The organism is Chitinophaga arvensicola, assembly GCF_900110835.1.
Taxonomy (GTDB): domain Bacteria; phylum Bacteroidota; class Bacteroidia; order Chitinophagales; family Chitinophagaceae; genus Chitinophaga; species Chitinophaga arvensicola.
Window position 1 is genome coordinate 52,853 of sequence record NZ_FOJG01000001.1, and the last position, 23,266, is coordinate 76,118.

A 23,266-nucleotide genomic window follows, 5' to 3' on the forward strand; every position below is an offset into this window, starting at 1 on the left:
GGCGCAATCCGGTGACTTTTTGGATGGGCATTAAAAAAGGAAATATTTGCGGTTGCAAATATTTCCTTTTTCAGGTATTGTTAAAACGTTGCCGTTTTATGCTTCTGTACCTTCACCTTCTGCTGCTGGTGCTTCTGTCGCAGGAGCTGCCGGAGTGTCTTCTACCTTTCTTACGATTGGAGCAGCAATTCTGGCTTTCTTGTGACCGTCGCGGCGGGCAGAAACTTTTTGTTCGTGTTCAGCTTGCCATTGTGCAAATTTCTGGTAAGCAGTAGGCTCGTCGAACAGGTTCAAAGTAACACCTCTTAACAGGTGTTTCAAATACAATACACCTTTGAATGACAAGATTCTTCTAACAGTGTCAGTAGGTTGTGCACCTTTCTGCAACCAACGCAATGCCTTTTCGGTATCGATGTTGATGGAAGCTGGAACTGTTAAAGGATTGTAAGTACCAATTTTCTGGATGAATTTACCATCTCTTGGTGCGCGTGCGTCGGCTACTACGATAAAATAGAAAGGCCTCTTCTTCGCGCCATGTCTCTGCAGTCTGATTTTTACTGGCATAAATAAGTCGAGTTATTTTTTGCGAGTTAGGAAATATTGTTTAATTAGGGATGCAAATGTAATCAGTAAGTTGATATTTGCAAAAAAATTTTATGTCAATCTGATCCAGTTATCTCATCATTCCTTTCAAACCCTTACCACCACCGCCAAATTTATTCATCATCTTCATCATCTGGCGCATCTGTTCGAACTGCTTCATGAACTGATTGACATCCTGGATGTCTTTTCCGGCTCCTTTTGCAATGCGTTTACGGCGGCTTCCGTCGATCATATCCGGGTCGGCACGCTCTGCCTTCGTCATGGAGTTGATCATGGCCTCAATGCCCTTAAAAGCGTCGTCGCTGATGTCCAGGTCCTTCACTGCCTTCCCTACTCCCGGGATCATGCCCATCAGATCTTTCAGGTTACCCATTTTCTTGATCTGCTGTAACTGCTCCTTGAAGTCGTCGAAATCGAACTGGTTCTGGCGGATTTTCTTTTCGAGTTTCTTGGCCTGTTCTTCGTTGAACTGCTCCTGGGCGCGTTCTACCAGGGTGGTGATATCACCCATCCCGAGGATACGCTGTGCCATACGTTCAGGGTAGAAAACATCGAGGGTATCGAGTTTTTCACCCATGCTCACAAACTTGATAGGCTTTGCCACCGTGTATTTGATGGTAAGCGCCGCACCACCACGGGTATCACCGTCGAGCTTGGTAAGTACCACACCGGTAAAGTCGAGGCGTTCGTTGAACGCTTTGGCAGTATTCACGGCATCCTGACCGGTCATCGAATCCACTACGAACAGGATTTCCTGGGGTTTTACCGCAGCTTTCACAGCGGCTACCTCGGTCATCATGGCTTCGTCTACCGCCAGACGGCCGGCAGTATCGATGATGATCACGTTGAAGCTGTTGGCTTTAGCGTATTTGACAGCGTTTTCAGCGATCTGAACGGCATTTTTATTTTCCGGTTCGCTGTACACTTCTACGCCTATCTGCTCACCCAGTACTTTCAGCTGGTCGATCGCCGCAGGGCGGTAGATATCGGCAGCTACGAGTAAAGGCTTTTTATTTTTCTTTGTTTTGAGGAAGCTGCTCAGTTTACCGGAGAAGGTAGTTTTACCAGAACCCTGCAAACCGGCGATCAGCACTACAGTAGGATTGGTTTTGAGGTCGAATTCTGCCTCGGTACCGCCCATGAGTTCTGCCAGTTCATCCTTCACGATTTTAACCATGAGCTGTCCGGGAGAAATAGAAGTTAATACCTTCTCTCCCAGCGCTTTATCCTTTACTTTATCGGTAAATTCCTTGGCTATTTTATAGTTCACATCCGCATCTACCAATGCACGACGGATCTCTTTAACGGTAGAGGCTATATTTATTTCGGAAATCCGGCCTTCGCCTTTAAGCTGTTTAAACGCGGAATCGAGTCTCTCTGATAATGATTCAAACATTGTTGGTATTTTAAACGGACTGCAAAAGTATATTTTTTAGCGGAAAATGTCTTATTCCCGGTTAAACTGATTCTGCAGACCTGGCTGATTTACTTTACGGGGGCATAAAAAAGATTAGCGAAGACGGCGCTGGTGTTGTCGCAGCGGTCTTCGCTAATCTTTATAAAATCTTACAAAACCTAAAAAACCTTATCGTGGAATCTATATGCTCAGATAACTGCTGAGCCAGGCAATATCCACTATCCGAGGTAATTACGCAGTAATTTGCTCCTGGAGGTAGTTCTGAGTTTGGTAATGGCTTTGTCTTTGATCTGACGGACGCGTTCGCGGGTCAGGCCAAATTTTTCGCCGATATCTTCGAGTGACATGGGATGTTCAACGGCGATGCCGAAGTACAGCATAATCACATCTTTCTGACGATCTGTTAAAGTAGAGAGGGAGCGCTCGATTTCGCGGCGGAGAGAATCGTGATGATCCAGTTCTTCGTCTGCGCTAACGGCATTTGGATTTTCGAGCACGTCCAGCAGGGAGTTGTCTTCTCCATCGATAAACGGTGCGTCCATGGAAACGTGACGGGCAGCAACGCCAAGGGTGGCTTCTACTTCTTCCGTGTTGATTTCGAGGATGGTAGCCAGTTCGTCGGGAGATGGTTCTCTTTCATATTCCTGTTCGAGCTGGGAGTATGCCTTGCTGATTTTGTTGCTGAGGCCTACTTTGTTCAGCGGGAGGCGGACAATCCTGGATTGTTCGGCCAGCGCCTGAAGGATCGATTGACGGATCCACCATACGGCATAGGAAATGAATTTAAAACCGCGCGTTTCATCAAAACGTTGAGCAGCTTTAATTAACCCGAGGTTCCCCTCGTTGATCAGGTCACTGAGTGACAGGCCCTGGTTCTGGTACTGTTTCGCAACGGATACCACAAAGCGGAGGTTTGCTTTGGTAAGCTTCTCCAACGCTCTCTGATCGCCCTGCTTGATCCGGATAGCCAGGTTTACCTCTTCTTCCGGCGTAATTAAATCCACTTTCCCAATCTCCTGCAGATACTTCTCCAGGGATTGTGACTCCCTGTTGGTAATGGATTTAGTGATTTTAAGTTGGCGCATTGACATAGAGTCGGAACAGTTACAGGTTAATAAAAAGTTAAGATTTGATGAATGCCTGACAAAAATAACTTTTTTTAGATAGCCACCAAAAAAAATCTATTGTTTTTAAATCATTTCCAAATAAAATCGATTGATCATTAAGGGCTTGCAATTGTCGCGGAAATTCGCCACTATAAAGGCGAAGCAGGAAGCCCTCCCATATGTTTAATTTTAATATTTATTATAAATGTAATATATATAGATTTACTTAGGTGTGTAAAGTTTTTGTGTATTCTATAAAAAAAAACCGTAAATTATTTTGACAGAGTAAAATATTTTCTATAATTGCAACTGGATGATATTGATTTACTAATTATTTGAGAGATGTCTAAGAAAGTGCTTTATGAGTTAGAATTTCCGGTAAGGTGCTCACCCGGTATCCTGTATGAATTCTTATCGACCCCTGCTGGTTTACAGGAGTGGTTTGCCGATAGGGTTGATTTCAGAGATAATGTTTTTTCCTTTTCGTGGAACGGCACAGCTGAAGAAGCTGAGGTGCTGGAACAGGAGGAAGACGAGTACATCCGGCTGCACTGGACGCATGCTCCCAAAGAGGAATATTTTGAGTTCCGCATACAAATTTCTGAAGTAACGAATGAAACTATCCTGATAGTAAAAGATTTCGCAGAGAAGAAAGAAGTGAAGGACCAAAGTCAGCTATGGGAATACCAGGTGAAAGATCTCTTCCACCGCATCGGCAGCTAAGCCCCTTTATTGTCAAGCATATTGAGTAGCGTAGCATAGGCCTCCACTACATCAGTGATTATTTCGCCCCAATGACCGATCACGAAAGGTTTAGCCACTTTAATGAAATCGTTCCGGCTAACCAGCGTCTTCCACTCATCTAAACTGAAGGTGTTTATGAAGCAATAATTCCCATTTTCGAAGTCATGTTCCCAGGGATTCTCCTGAATGTACACCTGAAATCCGGCCGCCGCCAATTTTGTGTAACTATTTTCCAGCTCCGTGCTGTAATAACGCTTTACGTTGCCTGCTAAATGCAGGGTAGCGCTGAAGTAATGCCCCCACCAGAACATCGTCCGGAAGGCAAATACATCTGATTTACTGAAATAACGTGGATAGTCCAGCATCACCCAGGGCAATCCCTTATACTGCTCCCCTTTTGATATTTTCCCTCCCTGCATCAACCATTCCTGCTTAAAGGGGAAACTACTGTTACGGTCGTACGCCGCCAGTGCCTCCTGTAACCTGCCCATCAACGCCATTACCTTCTCTATTGCGCTGTTTTTCAGGCGAATAAAATGCGTGCTGCCTATGATAGACGCTTCTTCCGGCGTTAATTCAAAACTTTCCATATAATTTTAACGGTATTTTCAGGTTCTCCTTAACACTCCTTTGTGAATTCGTGCTAACTTTACCGTTTAGGAGTACCCTGACCAGTAGCATACGAAGATCGGGATTCCATTTTTTTAATACCGCATTATCAGTGAAAAAACTCGACAAACTTATTATAAAAACCTTTCTGGGTCCCTTCATCGCCACGTTCTTCGTTACCCTGTTTGTGCTGGTGATGCAATTCCTCTGGAAGTATGTGGATGACCTGGTAGGTAAAGGACTGGACACCGGTGTGATTATTCAGCTCATCGCCTATACCAGCGCTACCCTGGTAACCCTGGCCCTTCCACTCGCGGTATTGCTCTCTTCTATCATGACCTTCGGGAACCTGGGAGAAAGCTTTGAATTAGTGGCCCTGAAATCTTCCGGTATTTCCCTGTTGCGTTTTATCCGCCCGCTGCTGTTCGTATGCACGATTATCGGGGTGCTTGCCTTTCTGTTTGCCAACTATGTGATTCCTGTAGCCAATCTTCAGGCCAAGTCGCTCCTCTACGATATTACCAACTCGAAACCCGCCTTTAACATCAAGGCAGGGGTATTTTATAAAGATATTCCCGGCTATACCATCAAGGTAGCGCAGAAAGATAAAGACAACCAGACCATTCACCAGGTGATGATCTTTGATCATCAGAGTGGCGGCGGCGACCGGATCATCCTAGCCGAAAAAGGCCAGATGGTGCTTACCGCCAACAAACGTTTCCTCTATTTTATCCTGGACAACGGCTGGCGCTATGAAGAAAGAAATAATCGCGGATATACTGTTCCCGGTGACATGATAAGACTGGGTTTCAAAAAATACAGCAAAGCATTTGATTTGAGTTCTTTCGCTTTCAGCCGCCTGAACATGGATCTTTTCGCGTCTAACCAGCAAATGCTGAACGTAAGGCAACTGGATATGGCGATAGATTCTATGCAAAAAGCAGAGAATCAATTCAGTAAAACCGTAAATTCGTACGTCACCGTTCGCTACCCATTCTTCAAATGGAAGGATACCGCCTGGGCAACCAGTGCTCCTCCGCTGAAAGTAAAGAGTTTTGAAGAAAGCATTCCGGAGAAAAATCGCCGGAGCGTGCTGGATAGGGCGGAACAAAATGTACGTGAAACACAGAGTTCCCTGGAACAGCCAACCCAGGAGTATGAGGATAAGCACAGCCTGATCCTGATGCACAAAGTGGAGTGGCAACGTAAATTCACACTGGCGGCGGCCTGTATTGTGATGTTCCTGATCGGCGCCCCGCTGGGATCCATTATCCGGAAAGGAGGATTGGGCACACCACTGGTGTTTGCGGTGATCTTTTTTGTGATTTTTAACGTATTTTTCATGATAGGCGAAAAGATGGCCAGGAGTGGCGTCATGTTCACCTGGTCGGGGATGTGGCTATCGAATATAGTCCTGCTTCCCATTGCAGGTTTCCTTATTGTTAAGGCTATGAATGATTCACAGCTTTTTAATAAAGAATATTATTTTCGCGTTATTCAGAATGTAAAAAAGTTCTTACAAAGATTTAGAAAGAAAGAAGTTCTTAAGGAGATTTAAAAACAACCTACAATTTAAAACCTACAGACTTGAAAACGCTGTTTACACTGTTCAGACAGAACGCTATGTTCTTTCTGCCCTTCCTGCTATGGCTAGTGGTGGGGGGAGTAATGCTGGCCACCTACAGCCAACGGGACTTGTTTCTCAGTATTAACGGAGAACATTCCGAATGGGGTGATGTTATTGTAACAGGGCTTACGTACCTCGGTGATGGGATTATGTTTGGAATAGTGCTGTTCCTGATGCTGGTAACACAGCGGTTCCGGCTATTCTTTATCGGGCTGGCAGTGCTCCTGCTGGTAACCATCATTGTACAGGTAGCCAAACATTATTTTAATGCGCCAAGGCCGATCAGCTATTTTGGCGACGAAACGGCCACACTGGTGCATACCGTGCGTTGGGTAAATGTGCACAGCAGCTGCAGCTTCCCTTCCGGTCACTCAGCAGCCGCTTTTGGTATGTTTAGTTTTCTGGCGCTGATCATACGCAATAAAAAGCTGGGAATATTGTTAATAGCTATGGCGCTTTGTGCGGGCTACTCCCGTATTTACCTCGCACAACATTTCTTTGCAGATGTATATGTGGGTAGTATAGTAGGCACATTAAGCACTATTATCGTATATGGATTTTTTAAATTCCGGGATACCACGTCATCTCCGGAAGTATGTTCAGAAGCACTATTACAGACTAATACAACAACTACATAGCAACGCATCATTACGAACAATTACGGACGGTCCCAACATCCCGTTCGTAATTGAATTTTTTTAAATACTGTCAATGAAATACCTATTGATTGCCCTGGTGGCCGCTTTACTATTCATACCTTTTCTGGGTGCTGTACATTTATTTGACTGGGACGAGATCAATTTTGCCGAAGCAGCCCGTGAGATGATAGTAAGCCACAACTACAGCCAGGTGCAGATCGACTTCCGGCCTTTCTGGGAAAAACCACCCTTATTTATCTGGATGCAGGTAGGCAGTATGTATCTTTTCGGTGTAAACGACTTCGCTGCAAGGTTCCCGAATGCCATCATAGGTATTGCCACATTGGTCAGCTTATTTGCTATCGGCAAAAAGACCGTAGACGAGAAATTTGGTTACTGGTGGGCACTGGTGTATGCCGGCTCCTGGTTGCCACACTTCTATTTCAAGTCGGGGATCATAGATCCTACATTTAACCTTTTTATTTTCCTGGCTATTTATTTTGCGTACCGTATCGGCTATAACCCGAAAACGTTGCGTATGGCTATATTCAGTGGATTGTTCCTCGGATTGGCCGTGTTAACAAAAGGACCCGTTGCCATCCTGGTGGCTTTACTCACCCTGCTGGTATACTGGATCTGGAACAAAGGCAAGATCAGTATCGGCTTTGCGCACCTCGGGTTAATTGCCCTGTTTGCCTGTATCACCACCTTGTTGTGGTTCGGATACGAAATACTGACACATGGCTGGTGGTTTGTAAATGAGTTTGTAGCCTACCAGATCCGCCTGCTTACCACCGAAGATGCCGGTCATGGTGGTCCGTTCTTCTATCACTGGATTGTACTGCTGATCGGGTGTTTTCCGGCCAGTACTTTCCTCTTCACCTATTTACAGGGCAGGAAGAAAACGATCTACACCACACCTGCTGCTACTGAATTGAAGGATTTTAAAATCTGGATGTGGGTATTGTTCTGGGTGGTACTGATCCTGTTCTCTATTGTGAAAACAAAGATCGTTCACTATTCTTCCCTTTGCTATTTCCCGCTGTCTTTCCTGGCTGCCTGGCAGGTGTATAAATTATCGGAGGGTAAGCAACAACTACGGGGCTGGAATATCGCCCTGATCCTTTTTATTGGTATTGTACTCGGACTCGCTATTGCGGTGTTACCGCTGGTAGGTGTGTACAAGGATATGCTGATTCCGTACATCGGGGATAAGTTTGCCGTAGCCAATTTACAGGCGGAAGTGCCCTGGTCTGTGGCGGAAGCGGCTTATGGCGCCGGGTATATTATCCTGGTGATTGTCAGTGCAGTGCTGCTGATGCGTAAGCAGATCAGCAAGGGTTTGCTTTGTCTTTTTATCAGCTCTATATTAGTGATCCAGGTAACCGTAGTGCATTTTGTACCTAAGATAGAAGCTTATTCACAGCGTGCGGCGATCGACTACTTCATTTCACTGCAGGGCAAGGATGTGTATGTAAAAGCGTTGGGGTATCACAGTTATGCACAGCATTACTATTCCAGGGAGCAGCCGCATTCGAATAAGAACTACTATAATGAAGACTGGCTCCTGAACGGGCAGATTGATAAACCAGCTTACTTTATTTGCCGCATTACGGATAGTGAGCCATACCGGCATCATCCAAACCTGGAAGTGATTGGTGAAAAGAATGGATTTGTGTTCCTGAAAAGAAAGTAATCTATAGTATAGCTATATATGCAAAAAGCCCTTCCGGTCTGGAAGGGCTTTTTGCATATATAGCTATTTAAAAAACTAAACGGCAGCCTTGTATCTCTTCTCTACTTCATCCCAGTTTACTGCATTCCAGAAAGCGTCGATATATTCCGGACGTTTGTTCTGGTGTTTCAGATAGTAAGCGTGTTCCCATACATCGAGTGCCAGGATGGGTGTGCCTTTATCTTTCACGATGTTATGCATCAGCGGATTGTCCTGGTTAGGGGTATTGATCACCGCCAGTTTCTTGTCGGGAGTAACGATAAGCCATGCCCAGCCGGATCCGAAAACGGTTTTAGCGGCATCGTTGAATTTTGTCTGGAAAGCTTCCCAGCTTCCGAAGTTGCTGGTAATGGCAGATTTCAGTTTATCGGAAGGTGTTTTCTTCGTGGGAGACAACAAGGTCCAGAAGAGGGAGTGATTGTAATGTCCGCCGCCGTTGTTGCGGATAGCTTTGTCTTTATCAGTCACTTTCTTGAGGATCTCCTCCAGTGACAGCGTAGCAAATGCAGTACCCCCCAGGTTATCATTCAGATTTTTCACATAGGCCGCATGATGTTTATCATGGTGAATTTCCATGGTGAGTTTATCGATATGAGGTTCCAGGGCATCGTATGCGTAAGGCAGCGCAGGTAATACAAAAGGGGCTTTAGGATCAGTAAAAGCGGGCTGTCCGGATACATTAGCGGTGGCCAGGCTGCTCAATGGCCCGCTCAGAATGGCGGCGCCGGCAAGACTGGTAAGCTTGAGAAATTCTCTCTTATCCATATTTATTAAATTTAATATATATTATTGTATAATAAAGATCGAGTCAGGCGGCGAAAGCCACAAATATTAAACCAAATCTCACTGGTGGGAAGAGATGAAAAGTAATATTAAAACTAAGGTAAAAGTATAAAAACAGGAATTTAATATCAAAATAAAGGGAAACTTTTACTTTGTTTTCATATTAAATTACTATTTTACCTTACATTCATATCTTGATTACGTGGTTTCATTGTAGTTAATTGTATGATTGCCAGACATATTTATCCCGGGCCCGGCAGGTAGACGAAAATAAGCCTGTTCATTAACCCGCCAATACGCCAACATAATAACCGGTTACATTTAATTATTTTATAGCAAATACTTAAGAGCAACTGGAATTGCTTTACACAACGATAATACAGCGTAAACCAGTGCAAGCAATCCCGGCCCAACCTCGATAAAGCAGGAAACATGATACAAGATTACCTCAGGAAACAACAGGATGAAAGTAACGACTATAAGCCTGTTTTTTATGATTTGAAGAATGCACACGACCTTCAGACCTTTGAAACCCTTCTGGAAACCCATCCGCATATCCGTATCAACGATAACATAGATTCCCAGTTGAGGGAGCTGATGAAAATCAGGAATCCTACCAAACGATTGACTGTGGCCGAATACGATGAAAAAGTGCAGGCGTATCTTGGGGATGTTTCCATGGAAAAATTTGGTGTTTGGGTATACTATCCCTGGAACGACCGGCTGGTACACCTGGTAGATGAGGCAGATTTTATAGAGTTGCGCACCAGTCGTAACCAGCATAAAATCACTGCAGCGGAAATTGCAGTATTATCCAAAAAGAAAATTGGTATTGTTGGCTTATCCGTTGGGCAATCGATCGCATTAACCCTGGTGATGGAGCGTATCTGCGGGGAGCTCCGGCTGGCCGACTTCGACAAACTGGAGCTGACCAACATGAACCGGATCCGTTGTGGCGTTCATAATATACAGGTACCCAAAGTGGTGATAGCTGCCAGGGAAATAGCGGAACTGGATCCTTTTATCAAGGTAAAGATCTACGGTGATGGTATGACGGAGGCAAATATGGATAGCTTCTTCACGGAAGACGGCGTACTCGATATTTTTGTGGAAGAATGCGATGGTGTAGATATAAAAATATTAAGCAGAATAAAGGCAAAAGCATTGAAAATCCCTGTAGTCATGGAAATGAACGACAGGGGAATGATTGATATTGAGCGTTTTGATCTGGAACCGGACAGGCCGCTTATGCACGGTTTGATCCCGGAAGTGAATACTGACACATTAAAGGGCCTGACAGATGCGGAAAAACTACCTATCTTCAGCCCGATGCTGGCATTGGAAAATGCCTCTGCCCGGATGAAATATTCGCTGGGAGAAATTGGCAAAACCATTACCACATGGCCGCAGCTGGCCTCTTCAGTGGTACTGGGAGGAGCACTGGTAGCCGATACATGTCGTCGTATAGCCCTGGATCAGTTAAAAAGTTCAGGCAGGTATTACATAGATTTTGAGCAGTTGATTGTTTAACATACTTATGCCTTGTATAAGCGCTATTCCGCAATGTCATGATTAATGTAAGGGTATTTAGGGCTCCGGATGATCCTGAGGCTTGCATGAGATTTTACACCGGTCACCTCAAGTTGCTGGAAATTTATTTTGGTATTGCCCAGGTAACATCCGGCAGCGCTGACTGGATGCAACACGAAAACACGATAGTGATCATTGTTGAGGACGAAACCCGTACCAAAACATATGGTGGAGCACGCGTACAGATTGCTGACGGCGTGTTACCACTGCCCATTGAAACGGCGATAGGCAAATACGATCCAAAAATATACTCATACGTTAAAAAAGGAAGTGCAGAGATCTGTGGAATGTGGAATTCAAAAGAAGTAGCGGGAATGGGCATTGGTAGCCAGGTACTGGCCAGAGTGGGCGTTGTACTCGGCGCCCAGTTACCGATAGATACCTACCATGTATTGTGCGCACCTATTACTACACGTGTTGGCAAACGTGTGGGTTTTGTCATTGATGAATCCCTGGGAAATAATGGTACCTTCTTTTATCCGAAAGACGACTTCCTGGCTACGGCCATGGTGATCAATGATCCCTTCAGTCTTCCACACGCAGATCCAAAAGAAAAACTACTCATTTCAGACCTCAGGGAAAATCCTATGCAGTCTAAAATCGAAGTAGGGCCAAAGGGTTCCTATGAGGTCAATTATAGCCTCCGGATCCCTACTCATGCGCATTCTACCCCGTAAACAACAAACCGGGCCGGAATTATAAAAAAACATATAAATTCAAGCCTCATAACTAATCTATTTCGTGATGTTGTCCAAGATTGTTGGTTTATGGTCAATCTTTACCTTACTATTCCTGTTTCATGTAACAGCACAACCTGTTGTTTATAAAAACAGCCGGTCGCTTTTACAGATAGGTAATCACCTGGAACTCTATACAGACAAGGCCGATACGCTGACCATAGCGGCTGCACCACAGCAAGCCTTTAAGCCTTCCGGACAGGATGTGCCCAATCTCCAGATCACACCTTATACACAATGGGCCAGGTTTTCTATCCGGAACGAATCTAAAGCAACCAAACTGCTGCTGGAAGTAGAATATCCTATCATCGACGATATTACCCTCTACGAGTTATTGCCGGATGGCACTGTCAAACAAACACGGCTCGGAGAGTTTACCGCCTATAAAAACCGGGGCTATGATCATCAGAATTACCAGTTTCCTATCCAGATAGCTCCGGAAGAAACAAGGCAGTTCTATCTCAAAGTAAAAGCCGGAGAACAGCTACAGCTGCCGGTATACCTCGGTACACCCGAAACTATTTTTGAGAAGAATAACAAACGGGAACTCATTTTTGGTATATACGTGGGCGTTATTCTCGCCATGGCGTTTTATAACCTGTTTATTTATATCTCAACCCGCGACAACAGCTACCTGATTTACGTAAGCTATATCATTTGTGTGGGCCTCACACAGGTAACACTGCAAGGTTATTCCTTCCGGTTCCTGTATCCGAACAGTCCCTGGCTGGCCATGCATGCCACCGTACTTGTGCCGGTGTTCAATGGTCTCACGGCAGTCGTCTTTATACAGCAATTCCTGTCTACCAAGATCAATTACCCGCTGGGACATAAGTTGCTGAATGTAGTACTGGGGCTTTACCTGCTTTGCTTTATCCCGACATTCCTGAATGAGTATAACTATGCCCAGATACTCGTACAACTGGATGCTTTCCTGGCGGCGGTAATGGCATTTATAGTGGCTTACCGTATCAGTCTGAAAGGCGTGAATGCGGCGCGATTCTTCCTCCTGGCATGGTCTATTTTCCTGATCAGCATCTTTGTATTTGTGTTACGCAATTTCAATATGCTGCCATATAACAACTTCACCTACTACGCGCTGCAGATCGGCTCTGCGGTGGAAGTACTGCTTCTCTCCTTTGCACTGGCGCATAAGATCAATGTGTTCAAAGCTGAGAAAGAAGCCTCGCAGCAAATGGCACTGGCCATCTCCCAGGAAAATGAAAGACTGGTAAGAGAACAAAACATCATACTGGAAAGTAAAGTAAAAGACAGAACAGAAGACCTGCAGGCCACTAACCTGGAACTGAACAATGCGTTGAATAACCTGAAAGATACACAGACAAGGCTGGTGGAAAAAGAGAAAATGGCATCGCTCGGTCAGCTGACCGCCGGTATTGCCCATGAAATCAACAATCCGATCAACTTCGTCACATCCAATATCAAACCATTAAAACTGGATATTGCGGATCTGAAAGAATTGCTGAACCGGTATGATGATTTGCGCGGCAGTACAGATGTGCCTAAAGCACTGGCCGACATCGAACTGTTTAAACGGGAAATTGATATAGATTATATTCACGAAGAAATTTCCTCACTTATTAAGGGAATAGAAGACGGCGCTGCACGCACAGCCGAAATCGTAAAAGGGTTACGCACATTCAGCCGTCTGGATGAGAGTGAAGTAAAATCCATCGATATCCACGAAGGACTGGATTCCACGCTGGTACTGCTCCGTAATGGTATTCCTCCTTATGTGAACATCATTAAGGAGTATGCGAGTTTGCCGAAGATCGAATGCTATGCCGGTAAAATAAACCAGGTATTCATGAACATCTTCTCCAATGCACTGAATGCTATTAAAACTAAAAAAGAGCATGGCAATGAATTCATCTCTATTCAAACTAAACAGGAAGGCAGTTTCATTGTTATAACTATCAAGGATACAGGTATCGGCATGTCGGAAGCAGTACGGGAAAAGATCTTTGATCCGTTCTTCACCACCAAGGATGTAGGAGAAGGAACCGGGCTGGGATTGTCTATCGTATTCAGTATTATTGAAAAGCACAAGGGTAAAATCATCGTCAACTCTGCGCCGGGAGAAGGAGCAGAATTTATTATATATTTACCTCTCGATATAACAACTCACTTATCGTAATTACCATTAAGGTCTTTTAATGAAAGAGAACCGCATAAGAATACTGTACATAGATGATGAAATTCATAACCTGAACGCTTTTAAAGCGAGCTTCCGCAGGAGTTATGAAATTTACACGGCAACATCTGCGCAGGAAGGTAAACTGCTGCTGAAGGAGATCTCCGTGCAGATTATCATCGCTGATCAGAAAATGCCTGTATCAACCGGTGTGGAATTCTTCAACGAAATCAAGGATACCCTGCCTGATCCCATGCGCATTCTGCTGACCGGCTACACCGATGTGGAAGATATTATAGATGCCATCAACAAGGGACACATCTATTCCTATATCAAGAAGCCCTGGGATGAACACGAGTTGCATAAGACGATCAACAACGCTTACGAAATATACCGTACCCGGAAACAACTCCGGGAAAAGATAGAGGAACTGGAGAAAACAAATGATGAACTCAACCGGTTTATCTACTCCACGTCCCATGATCTCCGTTCGCCACTGATGTCTGTACTGGGTATTATCAATTTGTCGCGGCTCGATAATTCTGTGACTGACCCCAACGGCTATGTGAATATGGTGGAAACCTGCGTGTTAAAGCTGGATGACTTTATTCAGAAGATCATCGAATATTACCGCAACTCCCGACTGGAAGTAGAATATGAAAAGATTGATTTCAATACGCTGTTGAATGATTGTATCACTGCTTTCAAGCCACAGAATACGCAGATCCGTTTTCAGACCCAGGTAGAACAGGCGGTAGACTTCCGGGGAGACACCTTCCGGATCAGTGTCATTTTAAACAATCTTATTTCAAATGCTGTTAAATACCAGAAGCCGGAGGAAACAAACCCGATGGTCAACCTGGCGGTGAAAGTGGAGCCTCACAAAGCCACCATCTGTATACGTGATAACGGGATTGGAATTTTAAGTGAACATCTGAACAATATTTTCAAGATGTTCTTCCGATCCAAAAATAATAATAAACCGGGCAGTGGTATTGGCTTATATATTGTTAAGGAAGCACTTAGTAAAATAGGTGGCACCATTAACGTAGAGTCTAAATATGGCGAAGGCACACAATTTGAAATTACCATCCCTAACAGAAATGAATTCGATACCTGACCTGCGTGTCATATTGATTGATGACAATGAGATTGATTTGTTGCTGCATGAAAAGTTGATCGGATTTCAACAAATCAGCAGAACCGTCATATCGTTTGTAAATGCCAACAAGGCACTGGAATTCCTGTCTTCCAATATCACCTTACCCAAAATTCCGCCTACCATGATCCTCCTGGATATACAGATGCCGGAGATGGATGGCTTTGAATTCCTGCAGGCGTTTGACTCCTACCCTCATAAAATAAAGTCCCAGTGTCATATTGTAATGGTATCTTCCTCTCTTGATTATGGAGATATTACCCGTACAAATGCCAATCCCATGGTAATTAAATTGCTCCGTAAACCCTTACTCCTAAAGGATCTGAAGGAAACCGTAGAAGGAATTTTCAAAGATTTTCTATAAAATGTTGGTGTTTACAGGAAAAAATATATTTTTGCACTCCCGAAAGGGGAATAACAAAACACATAAGGGGGATTAGCTCATCTGGTAGAGCGCAAGCATGGCATGTTTGAGGTGAGCGGTTCGAGCCCGCTATCCTCCACCAACAAAAAAGGCTGTAAATCATAAGATTTACAGCCTTTTTTATTTTCAGTTACTTTTTGCCTGCGTCAGGGGAAGTATAATAATAAACGAAGACCCCTCTCCTTCTTTACTCCGGGCAGTAATAATACCACCATGTTTATCGATCACCTTTTTGGCGATAGCCAGGCCGATACCTGTTCCCTCATATAATTCGGAAGTGTGGAGGCGCTGGAAAATGGTGAATATTTTAGAGAGATATTTTTCGTTAAACCCGATGCCATTGTCGCGGATAGTTACCCGGCAATATTGCCCGCCGGTAAAAGCCGCGCTGTCGGGGTTTAGGTCTGTTACCGTTTCTGCAGTTATATGCAATTCAGGTGATACATCTTTCCTGGAAAACTTCAGGGCGTTGCTGATGATATTTTGAAAAACCTGGCGGATCTGCCCCGGAACCGCTTCAATGTGAGGCATTTTTTCCACACTTATCATCGCATCGCGTTCTGAAATCATCAGTTCAAGATCGATCAGGATATCCTGGATAATTTTATTGAAGTCCGTTATTTCGTATATGCTTGCCACCGACAGCCGGGAGTAGTTCAACAGGTCGTTGATGAGCCTTGCCATGCGTTCTGACGACCCTACAATACGCTCCATATAAGACAGCGCGTTAGGGTCCATGTGCAGAAACTTATCTCTTAAAATAGCTCCGAAAAGCTGAATTTTCCGCAAGGGTTCCTTCAGGTCATGAGATGCCACCGAGGCAAACTGCTGCAGGTCATGGTTACTGGCTTCCAGCGACTTATTGATTTCCCTCAGTTCTTCCGTTCTCTCCCGCACTTTCTGCTCCAGCATTTCATTCACCTGCTGCTGATGGGCTATCAGAGCTTCCTGCGCCAGCTTTCGTACTTCTACTTCTTCCTTGAGCGACTGGTGCATCTGCTTCAGTTCCAGCGACTGCTGGTAAAGACGGGAAAAGGTCTTCACCTTCATCAGCAGGATATCAGGATCTACAGGCTTGGTGATATAATCAATCCCACCCGAATCGTATCCTTTTACAATAAATCTTTTGTCTTTATTAACGGCCGACAGAAAGATAATAGGTATGTCTTTCGCTTTACTGTAGCCGGAAAGCGCTTCCGCCACCTCGAAACCATCCATGCTGGGCATCTGTACATCCAGTATAATAAGGGTGTAGCTATGCTTCAGTATTTTTTTGAGCGCTTCTTCCCCGGAGAGGGCCGTATCTACTTCGAACTGGTACAGTTCCAGGGTTTTCCTGATAGATAGTATGTTCTCCGGTTTATCATCTACAATTAAGATCATAACATCATGCTTGTGAAAACAGGCAGGTACAGGGTTTTATATGCCTGGTTCCTTTCTTTAAAGAATAATGGATCAATAATCATACCCCGGCCATTCCGTTAATAAAAGCGGCCATCTCCTGTGGCTGAAGTATGATGTCTATCGGTGCAAGTTGAATGGCCTGCCTGGGCATGTAGTCCACATCTGCGGTGGCAGGATCCTGCACTGCCGTAGTACCACCCGCCTCGTGTACATCCATCAGTCCTTCGCTGCCATCTGTATTGGCGCCGGAAAGCAGTAAGGCGGTCATATTGCTGCCATACGCCATGGCGGCCGATGTAAAGGTGACATCTATACTCGGGCGGCTGAAATTTACTTTCTCTGAATCGTCCAGTGCGAAGGTATGATCGGCTTCAATCAGCAGATGGTAATCTGCCGGTGCAATGTAAACGGTTCCCGGCAGCAATGGCTCTTTCTCTGCAGCCTCTTTTACCGGCAACACGGATCTGGCAGATAATAATTCCGTGAGCACAGATTCATAGTGGCTTTGCCGGTGCAAAACAATCAGGATGGCTGCCTGGATCGAAGCAGTAAGTCCTGGCAACAAGGTAAGTATAGGCTGCAGGCCACCGGCTGAACCGCCAATTACTATCAAATAAGGCGCTGTTGTCATAAGGGCTTGTTTCATTATTACAGTTGCACCTTCCGCCAGATCTTCTCCCTGTTTTCCAGTTGTTTGAATTTCCTGGTAACACTGGTGAAGTTAAGGGTTTCTTTACTCCCCAATGCGAGAAAGCCCAACTGTTCCAGGCTGTCGCTGAACAGCGTCAGCACACGGTCCTGGAGTGTTTTGTTAAAATAGATCAATACATTCCGGCAGATGATCAGTTGAAACTCATTGAACGAACCATCTGTGACCAGATTATGCGGAGAAAAAATGATCTTCTCCCCCAGGTCTTCCCGGAACTTGGCATATTCATAATTGGCAGTATAGTAAGCCGAAAAATCTTCACGGCCGCCAGACTCCATATAGTTGCGGGAATACTGCTGCATCTGCGACAACCGGAACATTCCCTTGCGGCCTTTTTCCAGTACACCGGCATTGATATCGGTGGCATAAATCACTGCTTTATGCAACAGCTTCGCTTCCTTCAGCAGGATAGCAAAAGAATACACCTCTTCCCCGGTAGAACAGCCGGCGTGCCATATCCGGATAAACGGATAGGTAGCCAGTACCGGCAATACTTCTGTACGCAAGGCCTGGTAAAACGACGGGTCGCGGAACATCTCTGTCACGTTCACCGTAATCTCCTCTACAAACCGCAACGCATACGCCGGATCAGAAATAATCCGGTAACGGTATTCGGCAAAACTGGGAAAGCGGTCGGCATGATACAGGTGGTTGACCCGCCGGTTAATGGAGGCGGGGGCATACTCCGTAAAGTCATATCCATATCTTTCCAGTACATCATTCAGCAACAAGGATACTTCCTGTTCACTTATCGGATTCCTGCTCACTTGCTATCTTGATAAATATTGTTGTAGCTGCACCAGTAATTCATCTACATCAATGGGTTTTGAAATATAATTGTCCGCACCTGCTTCCAGGCACTTTTCCCGGTCTCCTACCATCGCTTTTGCCGTTACAGCAATCAGCGGCAGCTGGCTGTTGGCGGGCATTGCGCGGATAGCGGCAATGGTTTCATAACCATCCATATCCGGCATCATGATATCCATCAGTACTGCGCCAACACCATGGTTGCCGGATAATATCTGTAATGCCTCTGCACCCGTTCCAACCGATATACTGGGAATGCTCCTGGATTTCAATACGGCCTTCAGTGCAAAAATATTGCGGGCATCGTCATCTACTATTAATACCTGTTTGTGTTCCATAAATTATTTCATGGCTTTATCGTATAACCATACCCGTAATAGGGATAATAACTGATCTACGTCCACCGGTTTGGAAATATAATCAGAAGCGCCTGCCTGTAAGCATTTCTCGCGGTCGCCCATCATAGCTTTGGCAGTGACAGCAATCACCGGCAATCCTTTTAGGCCGGGCTGTTTGCGGATAGCGGCAATAGCATCATATCCATCCATTTCCGGCATCATCATATCCATTAACACCACGTCTACCGGGTGATCTTTCAATTGTTGCAGCGCCTCTTTACCATCTATGGCAGACAGCACTTTCATCTGGTGTTTCTCCAGTGCTTTGGTTAGCGAGAAGATGTTGCGTACATCATCGTCAGCAATCAATACTGTTTTATCTTTCAGCACTTCATTCAGCACACCCATCTTACCATTTCCTCCGGCGGCGGTGGGTGCATTTTCTGATACCAGGTGCAGGAAGAGGGACACTTCATCCAGCATCCGCTGATAGGAATGCGCCGTTTTCACTACAATGGAATCCGCATACTGGCGGATGCGCTGCTCTTCTGCTTTCGATAAACTCTTACCGGTAAAGATGATAATGGGTAGATTTTCCAGTCCCTTTATTTCCTTTACCATTTCCAGTGCTTCGTAAGCCCGCTGATCGGGAATACCCATGTCGAGGATCACACAGTCTACATCATTCTGCTGTAGCAGGGAGATGCCATCTTCCACGGAATTACTGATTTCCGAACTCACCTGGTAGTTGCTGAGGAAGTAAGCCAGCGCTTTTGCATGCTTGGCATTTTCTTCGAGGATCAATACTTTCTTGGTAGACCGCTGCAATACAAACTCCATCTTTTCAAAGATCAGTTGCATACTTTGCATATCTACCGGTTTGCTGATAAAGTCGACCGCGCCTTTGAGCAAACTCTCCTTCCTGGCTTCCATGGAAGACATGATATGCACCGGTATCGGCCTTGTATGTGGATCGCTTTTCAGTTCTTCCATCACCTGCCAGCCGTCTTTAACCGGTAGTTGTATATCCAGCAAAATACCGATAGGCTTGTAGATGCGCGCCAGTTCTGCGGCTTCATCACCACGCACCGATACAATACCTTTGTAGCCCCGTGAATGGGTGAAATCCAGCAGTGCTTTGGCAAAATGGGTGTCATCTTCCACGATGAGAATCACGGGGTCTCCGTTTTCAATCAATCCACGGTCGTCGTAAATATCTTCAGGAATAGTGGGCGACAGGAAGCGGGTCATTCCAGGTACGGCTACTGCTTCTTCCACGACGGGTGAAGGAATATCCAATGGCTGGTTAGTGGCTGCTTTTCTGATCACCGGAATGGTAATGACAAACTCACTTCCTTCATTGCTGGTGCTGCTTACACTGATCTGGCCGCCGAGCAACTTAGCCAGTTCCCGGCTGATAGACAGTCCAAGGCCGGTGCCGCCATATTTCCTCCGGGTAGAACCATCTGCCTGCTGGAAGGCCTCAAAGATCACCTGCTGCTTTTCTTCGGCAATACCAATACCGGTATCTTTTACAGCAAAACGGATGGTCTGCGGTACTTCACCAGGTAACACGTTCAGACTTACAGACCCACGGGCCGTGAATTTCAGCGCATTGGACAAAAGATTCTTGATGATCTGCTCCAGTCTTACCTGGTCTGTTTCAATGCTATCGGGTACACCGGCGGCGGTGTGTATTTCCAGTTGCAATCCTTTTTCACGGGCAATAGGCTCGAATAATGCCTGCATATTTGAACAGATATCACCTACGGATATCTGGCTGTACTCCAATTCCATTTTACCGGATTCTATTTTCGAGAGATCCAGTATTTCGTCTATTAAAGTCAGCAATCCTTTACCAGAGCTGTTGATCACCTGCGCATATTCTATCTGGTCGCCATTGAGGTTGCTGTCGTGGTTTTCAGACAGTAATCTTGATAACAAGAGAATTGAATTGAGCGGCGTACGCAGCTCATGCGACATATTCGCCAGAAACTCCGATTTATAACGGGTGCTGAGGGCCAGTTCTTCGGCCTTCTTATGTATATCAAGGTTACGTTCTACGATAATCTGGTTTTTCTCTTCCAGCAGGCGGCTTCTTTCTTCCAGTTCTGCGTTGGATTGCATCAGCTCTTCCTGTTGTACTTTCAGTTCTTCTTCCGATACCTGGAGTTTCTGTGTTTGCGCTTCCAGTTCTACATTCAGGCTTTCCAGTTCACTATGCTGGGTTTGCAGTTCTTCTGCCTGGGCCTGTGTTTCTTCCAGCAGTTCCTGGAGACGGGTACGGCTGCGGGTACTTTGCAGGGCAATCGCAATATTAACGGACGCCTGTTTGGCGAAGTCAATTACATTTTCCGGAAACGGGAACAGCGAACCTATTTCAATAACACCTTCTGTAACACTGGCATGAATCAATGGAATGATCAATACATAACCAGGTTGTGCAGAAGCGGCGCCACCGGCGATATGCAGGAAGTTATCCGGTGCTTCTTTCAGGTACATTGGTTCCCGCTGCAATACACTTTGGCCAAGTAATGTTTGTCCCACCTGTATTACTTCCGGTGCGGGATGTGTTGGCGACAGGGCGTATCCTGCAGTGAGATGCAATTCCCCGGAATACCTGATATACAGTACGCCGGTTTGTGCACCGGTATATTGTACCATATCTGTCAGGGCGTCATTGCTCAGGACTTTCATATCCTTTTCGCCCAGCAGGGTTTCTGCCACGCGGTTAAGGCCGGTCTGTATCCATATTTTCTGGTCGTTGTGATAACGGAATGATTTCAGGTCTGCGGCCATCTGAACAACAGCATGGCCAAGAAGATCTCCTTCACTACGGGGTTTAACATCAATATTAAAATCTCCTTTCCCGATGCTGTCTGCCGCAACTGCCAGCGCCTGGCTGGTTTGATCGATGGCGTTGAAAGAGCGGGCCAAACTGCCGATGGCATCTTTCGTTCGTATTTCCGGAGCGCTGCCCGGTACTCCTTTGGCGATGTTAATAGCGGCTGCCCGCAACATTTCGAGGCTGTCAGCAATCCCTTTGATAGTAAAGGAAACAAATACAACTACCAGTATCACGATGCCTACGAGGGCCATGAGGTAGCGTGTTTTGAGATCATTTTCCTTTTTGGAGATGGCTTTGGCGTCGCGACCAATCTTATCCATGACCGAACGTTGCAGCTGTTTCAGCTGATCTACGGCGAGCGAAGAGTTGGCCCACCAGGAATCGGCATTAAACAGGGTATCAATTTTCCGGGCAGCAATGGTGCTGCGGATAAAATCATTGGTGATGGTCATTTCATTGGAGGTTTCCATCCGCTGAAAGTCTTTGGCTACGGCAGGAGAAGCTTTATCAATCAGCTCTGCACGCAGGGAGGCCAGCATGTCTGCATTGTTTTCAATGCGGGCAAAATCTTCCGGCCATACTTCCTTTTTCAGCATGAAATAGTAAATATCCATGCGGATCATTCCCTGGTAGGCGGCCATCTGCGCCATCAGGTATTGTGCGTTCATATCCTGCTGAAGGCCTTTCAGTACAGGGATATCGGGCGTATTGGTATTGGCCAGATCGTTCAGGCGGAAGATCAGGTTGGAATAATAGTCCAGCACTTCCCGCTGCGGCATGCTCTTATTGTCAATATCCTTTCTTTTGCGGGGAAGGGTATTGAGCAGCGAATATTGGAAGAAACGGCTATCACTGGCCAGCAGCCTGCTTTTCACGGCGTCGATGGCCAGGTCTGTTTTGGCTCTCTGCGTGAGCAGGTCGTTCAGGCTTCCGGTCTGCAACACATAATTCACGCTATTTCTGCGCTCCATATGAATTTCATCCGCCACCTTCATGATGGTAGTAGCAGTGGTGATTTTCTGTACCAGGTTATCGATGGTGTCTATATCTGCACTCTGTTTATTAAATACAGCGATACCAAAATATACAAGGCATGCCAGCGGTATTACTGCGATTAACATCAGCTTCCTGGGTAAAGGAAGCCGCATAAAGAATCTCTTCATTTGCCTGAGCTTGTTTAATTTTTAAGGGGTACTCTCCTCAAAACCTCGGTTCACACCGGGTTTTAGCACATTTCGTTCCAAACAGTACCATTAAACCGAATTATAATGATAATAAAATAACAACAAAATCATAGATTTGTCCCTATTCAAAAATGATATGTCTGATAGCTGTAAATATACCTCAGTACTTTTAATTGATGATGATATAGATGATAGAATGATATTTGGTGAAGTATTAAAAGAATTGGCACCGGATATTATTTACCATGAAGCTATAAACGGGGAAGATGCCCTGATAAAGCTGAACAATGACCTGGTACCTGATCTCATCTTCCTTGACCTGAATATGCCACGGGTAGACGGCAAGCAATTCCTTGCTGAAATACAGCAGCAGGACCGGCTGAAACATATACCAGTGGTGATTTATTCTACCTCTTCGCATGAATCGGATAAAAAAGAGACCCGGGAGCTGGGCGCCTCTTACTTTCTGACAAAGCCTAACAGTCTTCATGAACTGACGCATATCCTGACGGATCTGCTGCAACAAAAGTTATTCTAATAAAATAGCCTCACAAAGAATTGTGAGGCAGCTTTTCTACCATTGTTACTATTTTTAAACCCTCATATATGCGTGAGCATATGCTTTGTATTATAAAGGTGAGGGCTAAAA

At 45.3% G+C, this 23,266-nt stretch carries 20 protein-coding genes and 1 tRNA gene; 11 read left to right on the forward strand and 10 right to left on the reverse strand.

Annotated elements, in window-relative coordinates; translation table 11 throughout:
• Positions 1–96: 96 nt before the first annotated feature.
• The 3 genes from rpsP to BMW79_RS00245 form a co-directional block, all read right to left on the reverse strand.
• Entirely contained in the window at positions 97–564 is a 468-nt protein-coding gene (gene rpsP / locus BMW79_RS34450) for a 30S ribosomal protein S16 (RefSeq protein WP_089888972.1), read from the reverse strand.
• A 109-nt stretch (positions 565–673) separates the two neighbouring features.
• A complete protein-coding gene (gene ffh / locus BMW79_RS00240) occupies positions 674–1,999 on the reverse strand; it encodes a signal recognition particle protein (protein WP_089888974.1) in 1,326 nt (441 codons plus the stop codon).
• A gap of 239 nt (positions 2,000–2,238) precedes the next feature.
• Positions 2,239–3,105 (reverse strand): sigma-70 family RNA polymerase sigma factor, encoded by an 867-nt coding sequence (locus tag BMW79_RS00245; protein WP_079473598.1) that lies wholly within the window; start codon positions 3,103–3,105, stop codon positions 2,239–2,241.
• A gap of 363 nt (positions 3,106–3,468) precedes the next feature.
• On the opposite strand from BMW79_RS00245, the gene BMW79_RS00250 reads away from it, so the two are divergent.
• On the forward strand, positions 3,469–3,849 hold the full coding sequence (locus tag BMW79_RS00250) for an START-like domain-containing protein (RefSeq protein WP_089888975.1): 381 nt from the start codon (positions 3,469–3,471) through the stop codon (positions 3,847–3,849).
• Here BMW79_RS00250 and BMW79_RS00255 read toward each other — a convergent pair.
• Positions 3,846–4,460 carry a hypothetical protein gene (locus BMW79_RS00255; protein WP_089888978.1) on the reverse strand — a complete coding sequence of 205 codons (615 nt, stop codon included), beginning with the start codon at positions 4,458–4,460 and terminating at the stop codon, positions 3,846–3,848. The genes BMW79_RS00250 and BMW79_RS00255 overlap by 4 nt on opposite strands.
• Positions 4,461–4,591: 131 nt before the next feature.
• Here BMW79_RS00255 and BMW79_RS00260 point away from each other — a divergent pair, with 131 nt between their 5' ends.
• The 3 genes from BMW79_RS00260 to BMW79_RS00270 all read left to right on the forward strand — a co-directional run bounded on the left by BMW79_RS00260 (position 4,592) and on the right by BMW79_RS00270 (position 8,440).
• Entirely contained in the window at positions 4,592–6,037 is a 1,446-nt protein-coding gene (locus BMW79_RS00260) for an LptF/LptG family permease (protein WP_089888980.1), read from the forward strand.
• A 29-nt stretch (positions 6,038–6,066) separates the two neighbouring features.
• Positions 6,067–6,744, forward strand: coding sequence for a phosphatase PAP2 family protein (locus tag BMW79_RS00265; RefSeq protein ID WP_089888983.1), 678 nt, complete (start codon positions 6,067–6,069; stop codon positions 6,742–6,744).
• A gap of 73 nt (positions 6,745–6,817) precedes the next feature.
• Positions 6,818–8,440, forward strand: a complete 1,623-nt coding sequence (locus tag BMW79_RS00270; RefSeq protein ID WP_089888986.1) for an ArnT family glycosyltransferase — start codon at positions 6,818–6,820, stop codon at positions 8,438–8,440.
• A gap of 75 nt (positions 8,441–8,515) precedes the next feature.
• On the opposite strand, the gene BMW79_RS00275 is transcribed toward BMW79_RS00270, so the two are convergent.
• Positions 8,516–9,244 (reverse strand): superoxide dismutase, encoded by a 729-nt coding sequence (locus tag BMW79_RS00275; RefSeq protein ID WP_089888988.1) that lies wholly within the window; start codon positions 9,242–9,244, stop codon positions 8,516–8,518.
• Between the two features lie 450 nt (positions 9,245–9,694).
• On the opposite strand from BMW79_RS00275, the gene BMW79_RS00280 reads away from it, so the two are divergent.
• The 6 genes from BMW79_RS00280 to BMW79_RS00305 all read left to right on the forward strand — a co-directional run bounded on the left by BMW79_RS00280 (position 9,695) and on the right by BMW79_RS00305 (position 15,409).
• Positions 9,695–10,792, forward strand: coding sequence for a ThiF family adenylyltransferase (locus tag BMW79_RS00280; RefSeq protein WP_089888991.1), 1,098 nt, complete (start codon positions 9,695–9,697; stop codon positions 10,790–10,792).
• 86 nt (positions 10,793–10,878) lie between these two features.
• Positions 10,879–11,529 carry a hypothetical protein gene (locus BMW79_RS00285; protein WP_245752336.1) on the forward strand — a complete coding sequence of 217 codons (651 nt, stop codon included), beginning with the start codon at positions 10,879–10,881 and terminating at the stop codon, positions 11,527–11,529.
• A gap of 67 nt (positions 11,530–11,596) precedes the next feature.
• Positions 11,597–13,747: a sensor histidine kinase gene (locus tag BMW79_RS34315; RefSeq protein WP_089888997.1), complete on the forward strand. Its 2,151-nt coding sequence runs from the start codon at positions 11,597–11,599 to the stop codon at positions 13,745–13,747.
• 19 nt (positions 13,748–13,766) lie between these two features.
• Positions 13,767–14,864 (forward strand): sensor histidine kinase, encoded by a 1,098-nt coding sequence (locus BMW79_RS00295; RefSeq protein ID WP_089889000.1) that lies wholly within the window; start codon positions 13,767–13,769, stop codon positions 14,862–14,864.
• Positions 14,848–15,267, forward strand: coding sequence for a response regulator (locus BMW79_RS00300; protein ID WP_177191997.1), 420 nt, complete (start codon positions 14,848–14,850; stop codon positions 15,265–15,267). The genes BMW79_RS00295 and BMW79_RS00300 overlap by 17 nt, the downstream gene beginning before the upstream one ends.
• Positions 15,268–15,333: 66 nt before the next feature.
• Positions 15,334–15,409 (forward strand) — tRNA-Ala (locus BMW79_RS00305).
• Positions 15,410–15,453: 44 nt separating this feature from the next.
• Here the strand turns inward: BMW79_RS00305 and BMW79_RS00310 are convergent.
• The 5 genes from BMW79_RS00310 to BMW79_RS00330 form a co-directional block, all read right to left on the reverse strand.
• The gene (locus BMW79_RS00310) at positions 15,454–16,710 is read right to left on the reverse strand and encodes a hybrid sensor histidine kinase/response regulator (protein ID WP_089889005.1); all 1,257 of its coding nucleotides are present in this window, start codon (positions 16,708–16,710) and stop codon (positions 15,454–15,456) included.
• A 79-nt stretch (positions 16,711–16,789) separates the two neighbouring features.
• A complete protein-coding gene (locus BMW79_RS00315) occupies positions 16,790–17,377 on the reverse strand; it encodes a chemotaxis protein CheB (RefSeq protein ID WP_245752337.1) in 588 nt (195 codons plus the stop codon).
• A gap of 2 nt (positions 17,378–17,379) precedes the next feature.
• On the reverse strand, positions 17,380–18,207 hold the full coding sequence (locus BMW79_RS00320; RefSeq protein ID WP_089889008.1) for a CheR family methyltransferase: 828 nt from the start codon (positions 18,205–18,207) through the stop codon (positions 17,380–17,382).
• Positions 18,208–18,210: 3 nt separating this feature from the next.
• The gene (locus tag BMW79_RS00325; protein ID WP_089889011.1) at positions 18,211–18,585 is read right to left on the reverse strand and encodes a response regulator; all 375 of its coding nucleotides are present in this window, start codon (positions 18,583–18,585) and stop codon (positions 18,211–18,213) included.
• A 3-nt stretch (positions 18,586–18,588) separates the two neighbouring features.
• A complete protein-coding gene (locus BMW79_RS00330) occupies positions 18,589–22,596 on the reverse strand; it encodes a response regulator (RefSeq protein WP_089889015.1) in 4,008 nt (1,335 codons plus the stop codon).
• Between the two features lie 136 nt (positions 22,597–22,732).
• Here BMW79_RS00330 and BMW79_RS00335 point away from each other — a divergent pair, with 136 nt between their 5' ends.
• Positions 22,733–23,155, forward strand: a complete 423-nt coding sequence (locus tag BMW79_RS00335) for a response regulator (protein ID WP_245752338.1) — start codon at positions 22,733–22,735, stop codon at positions 23,153–23,155.
• Positions 23,156–23,266: the final 111 nt, after the last annotated feature.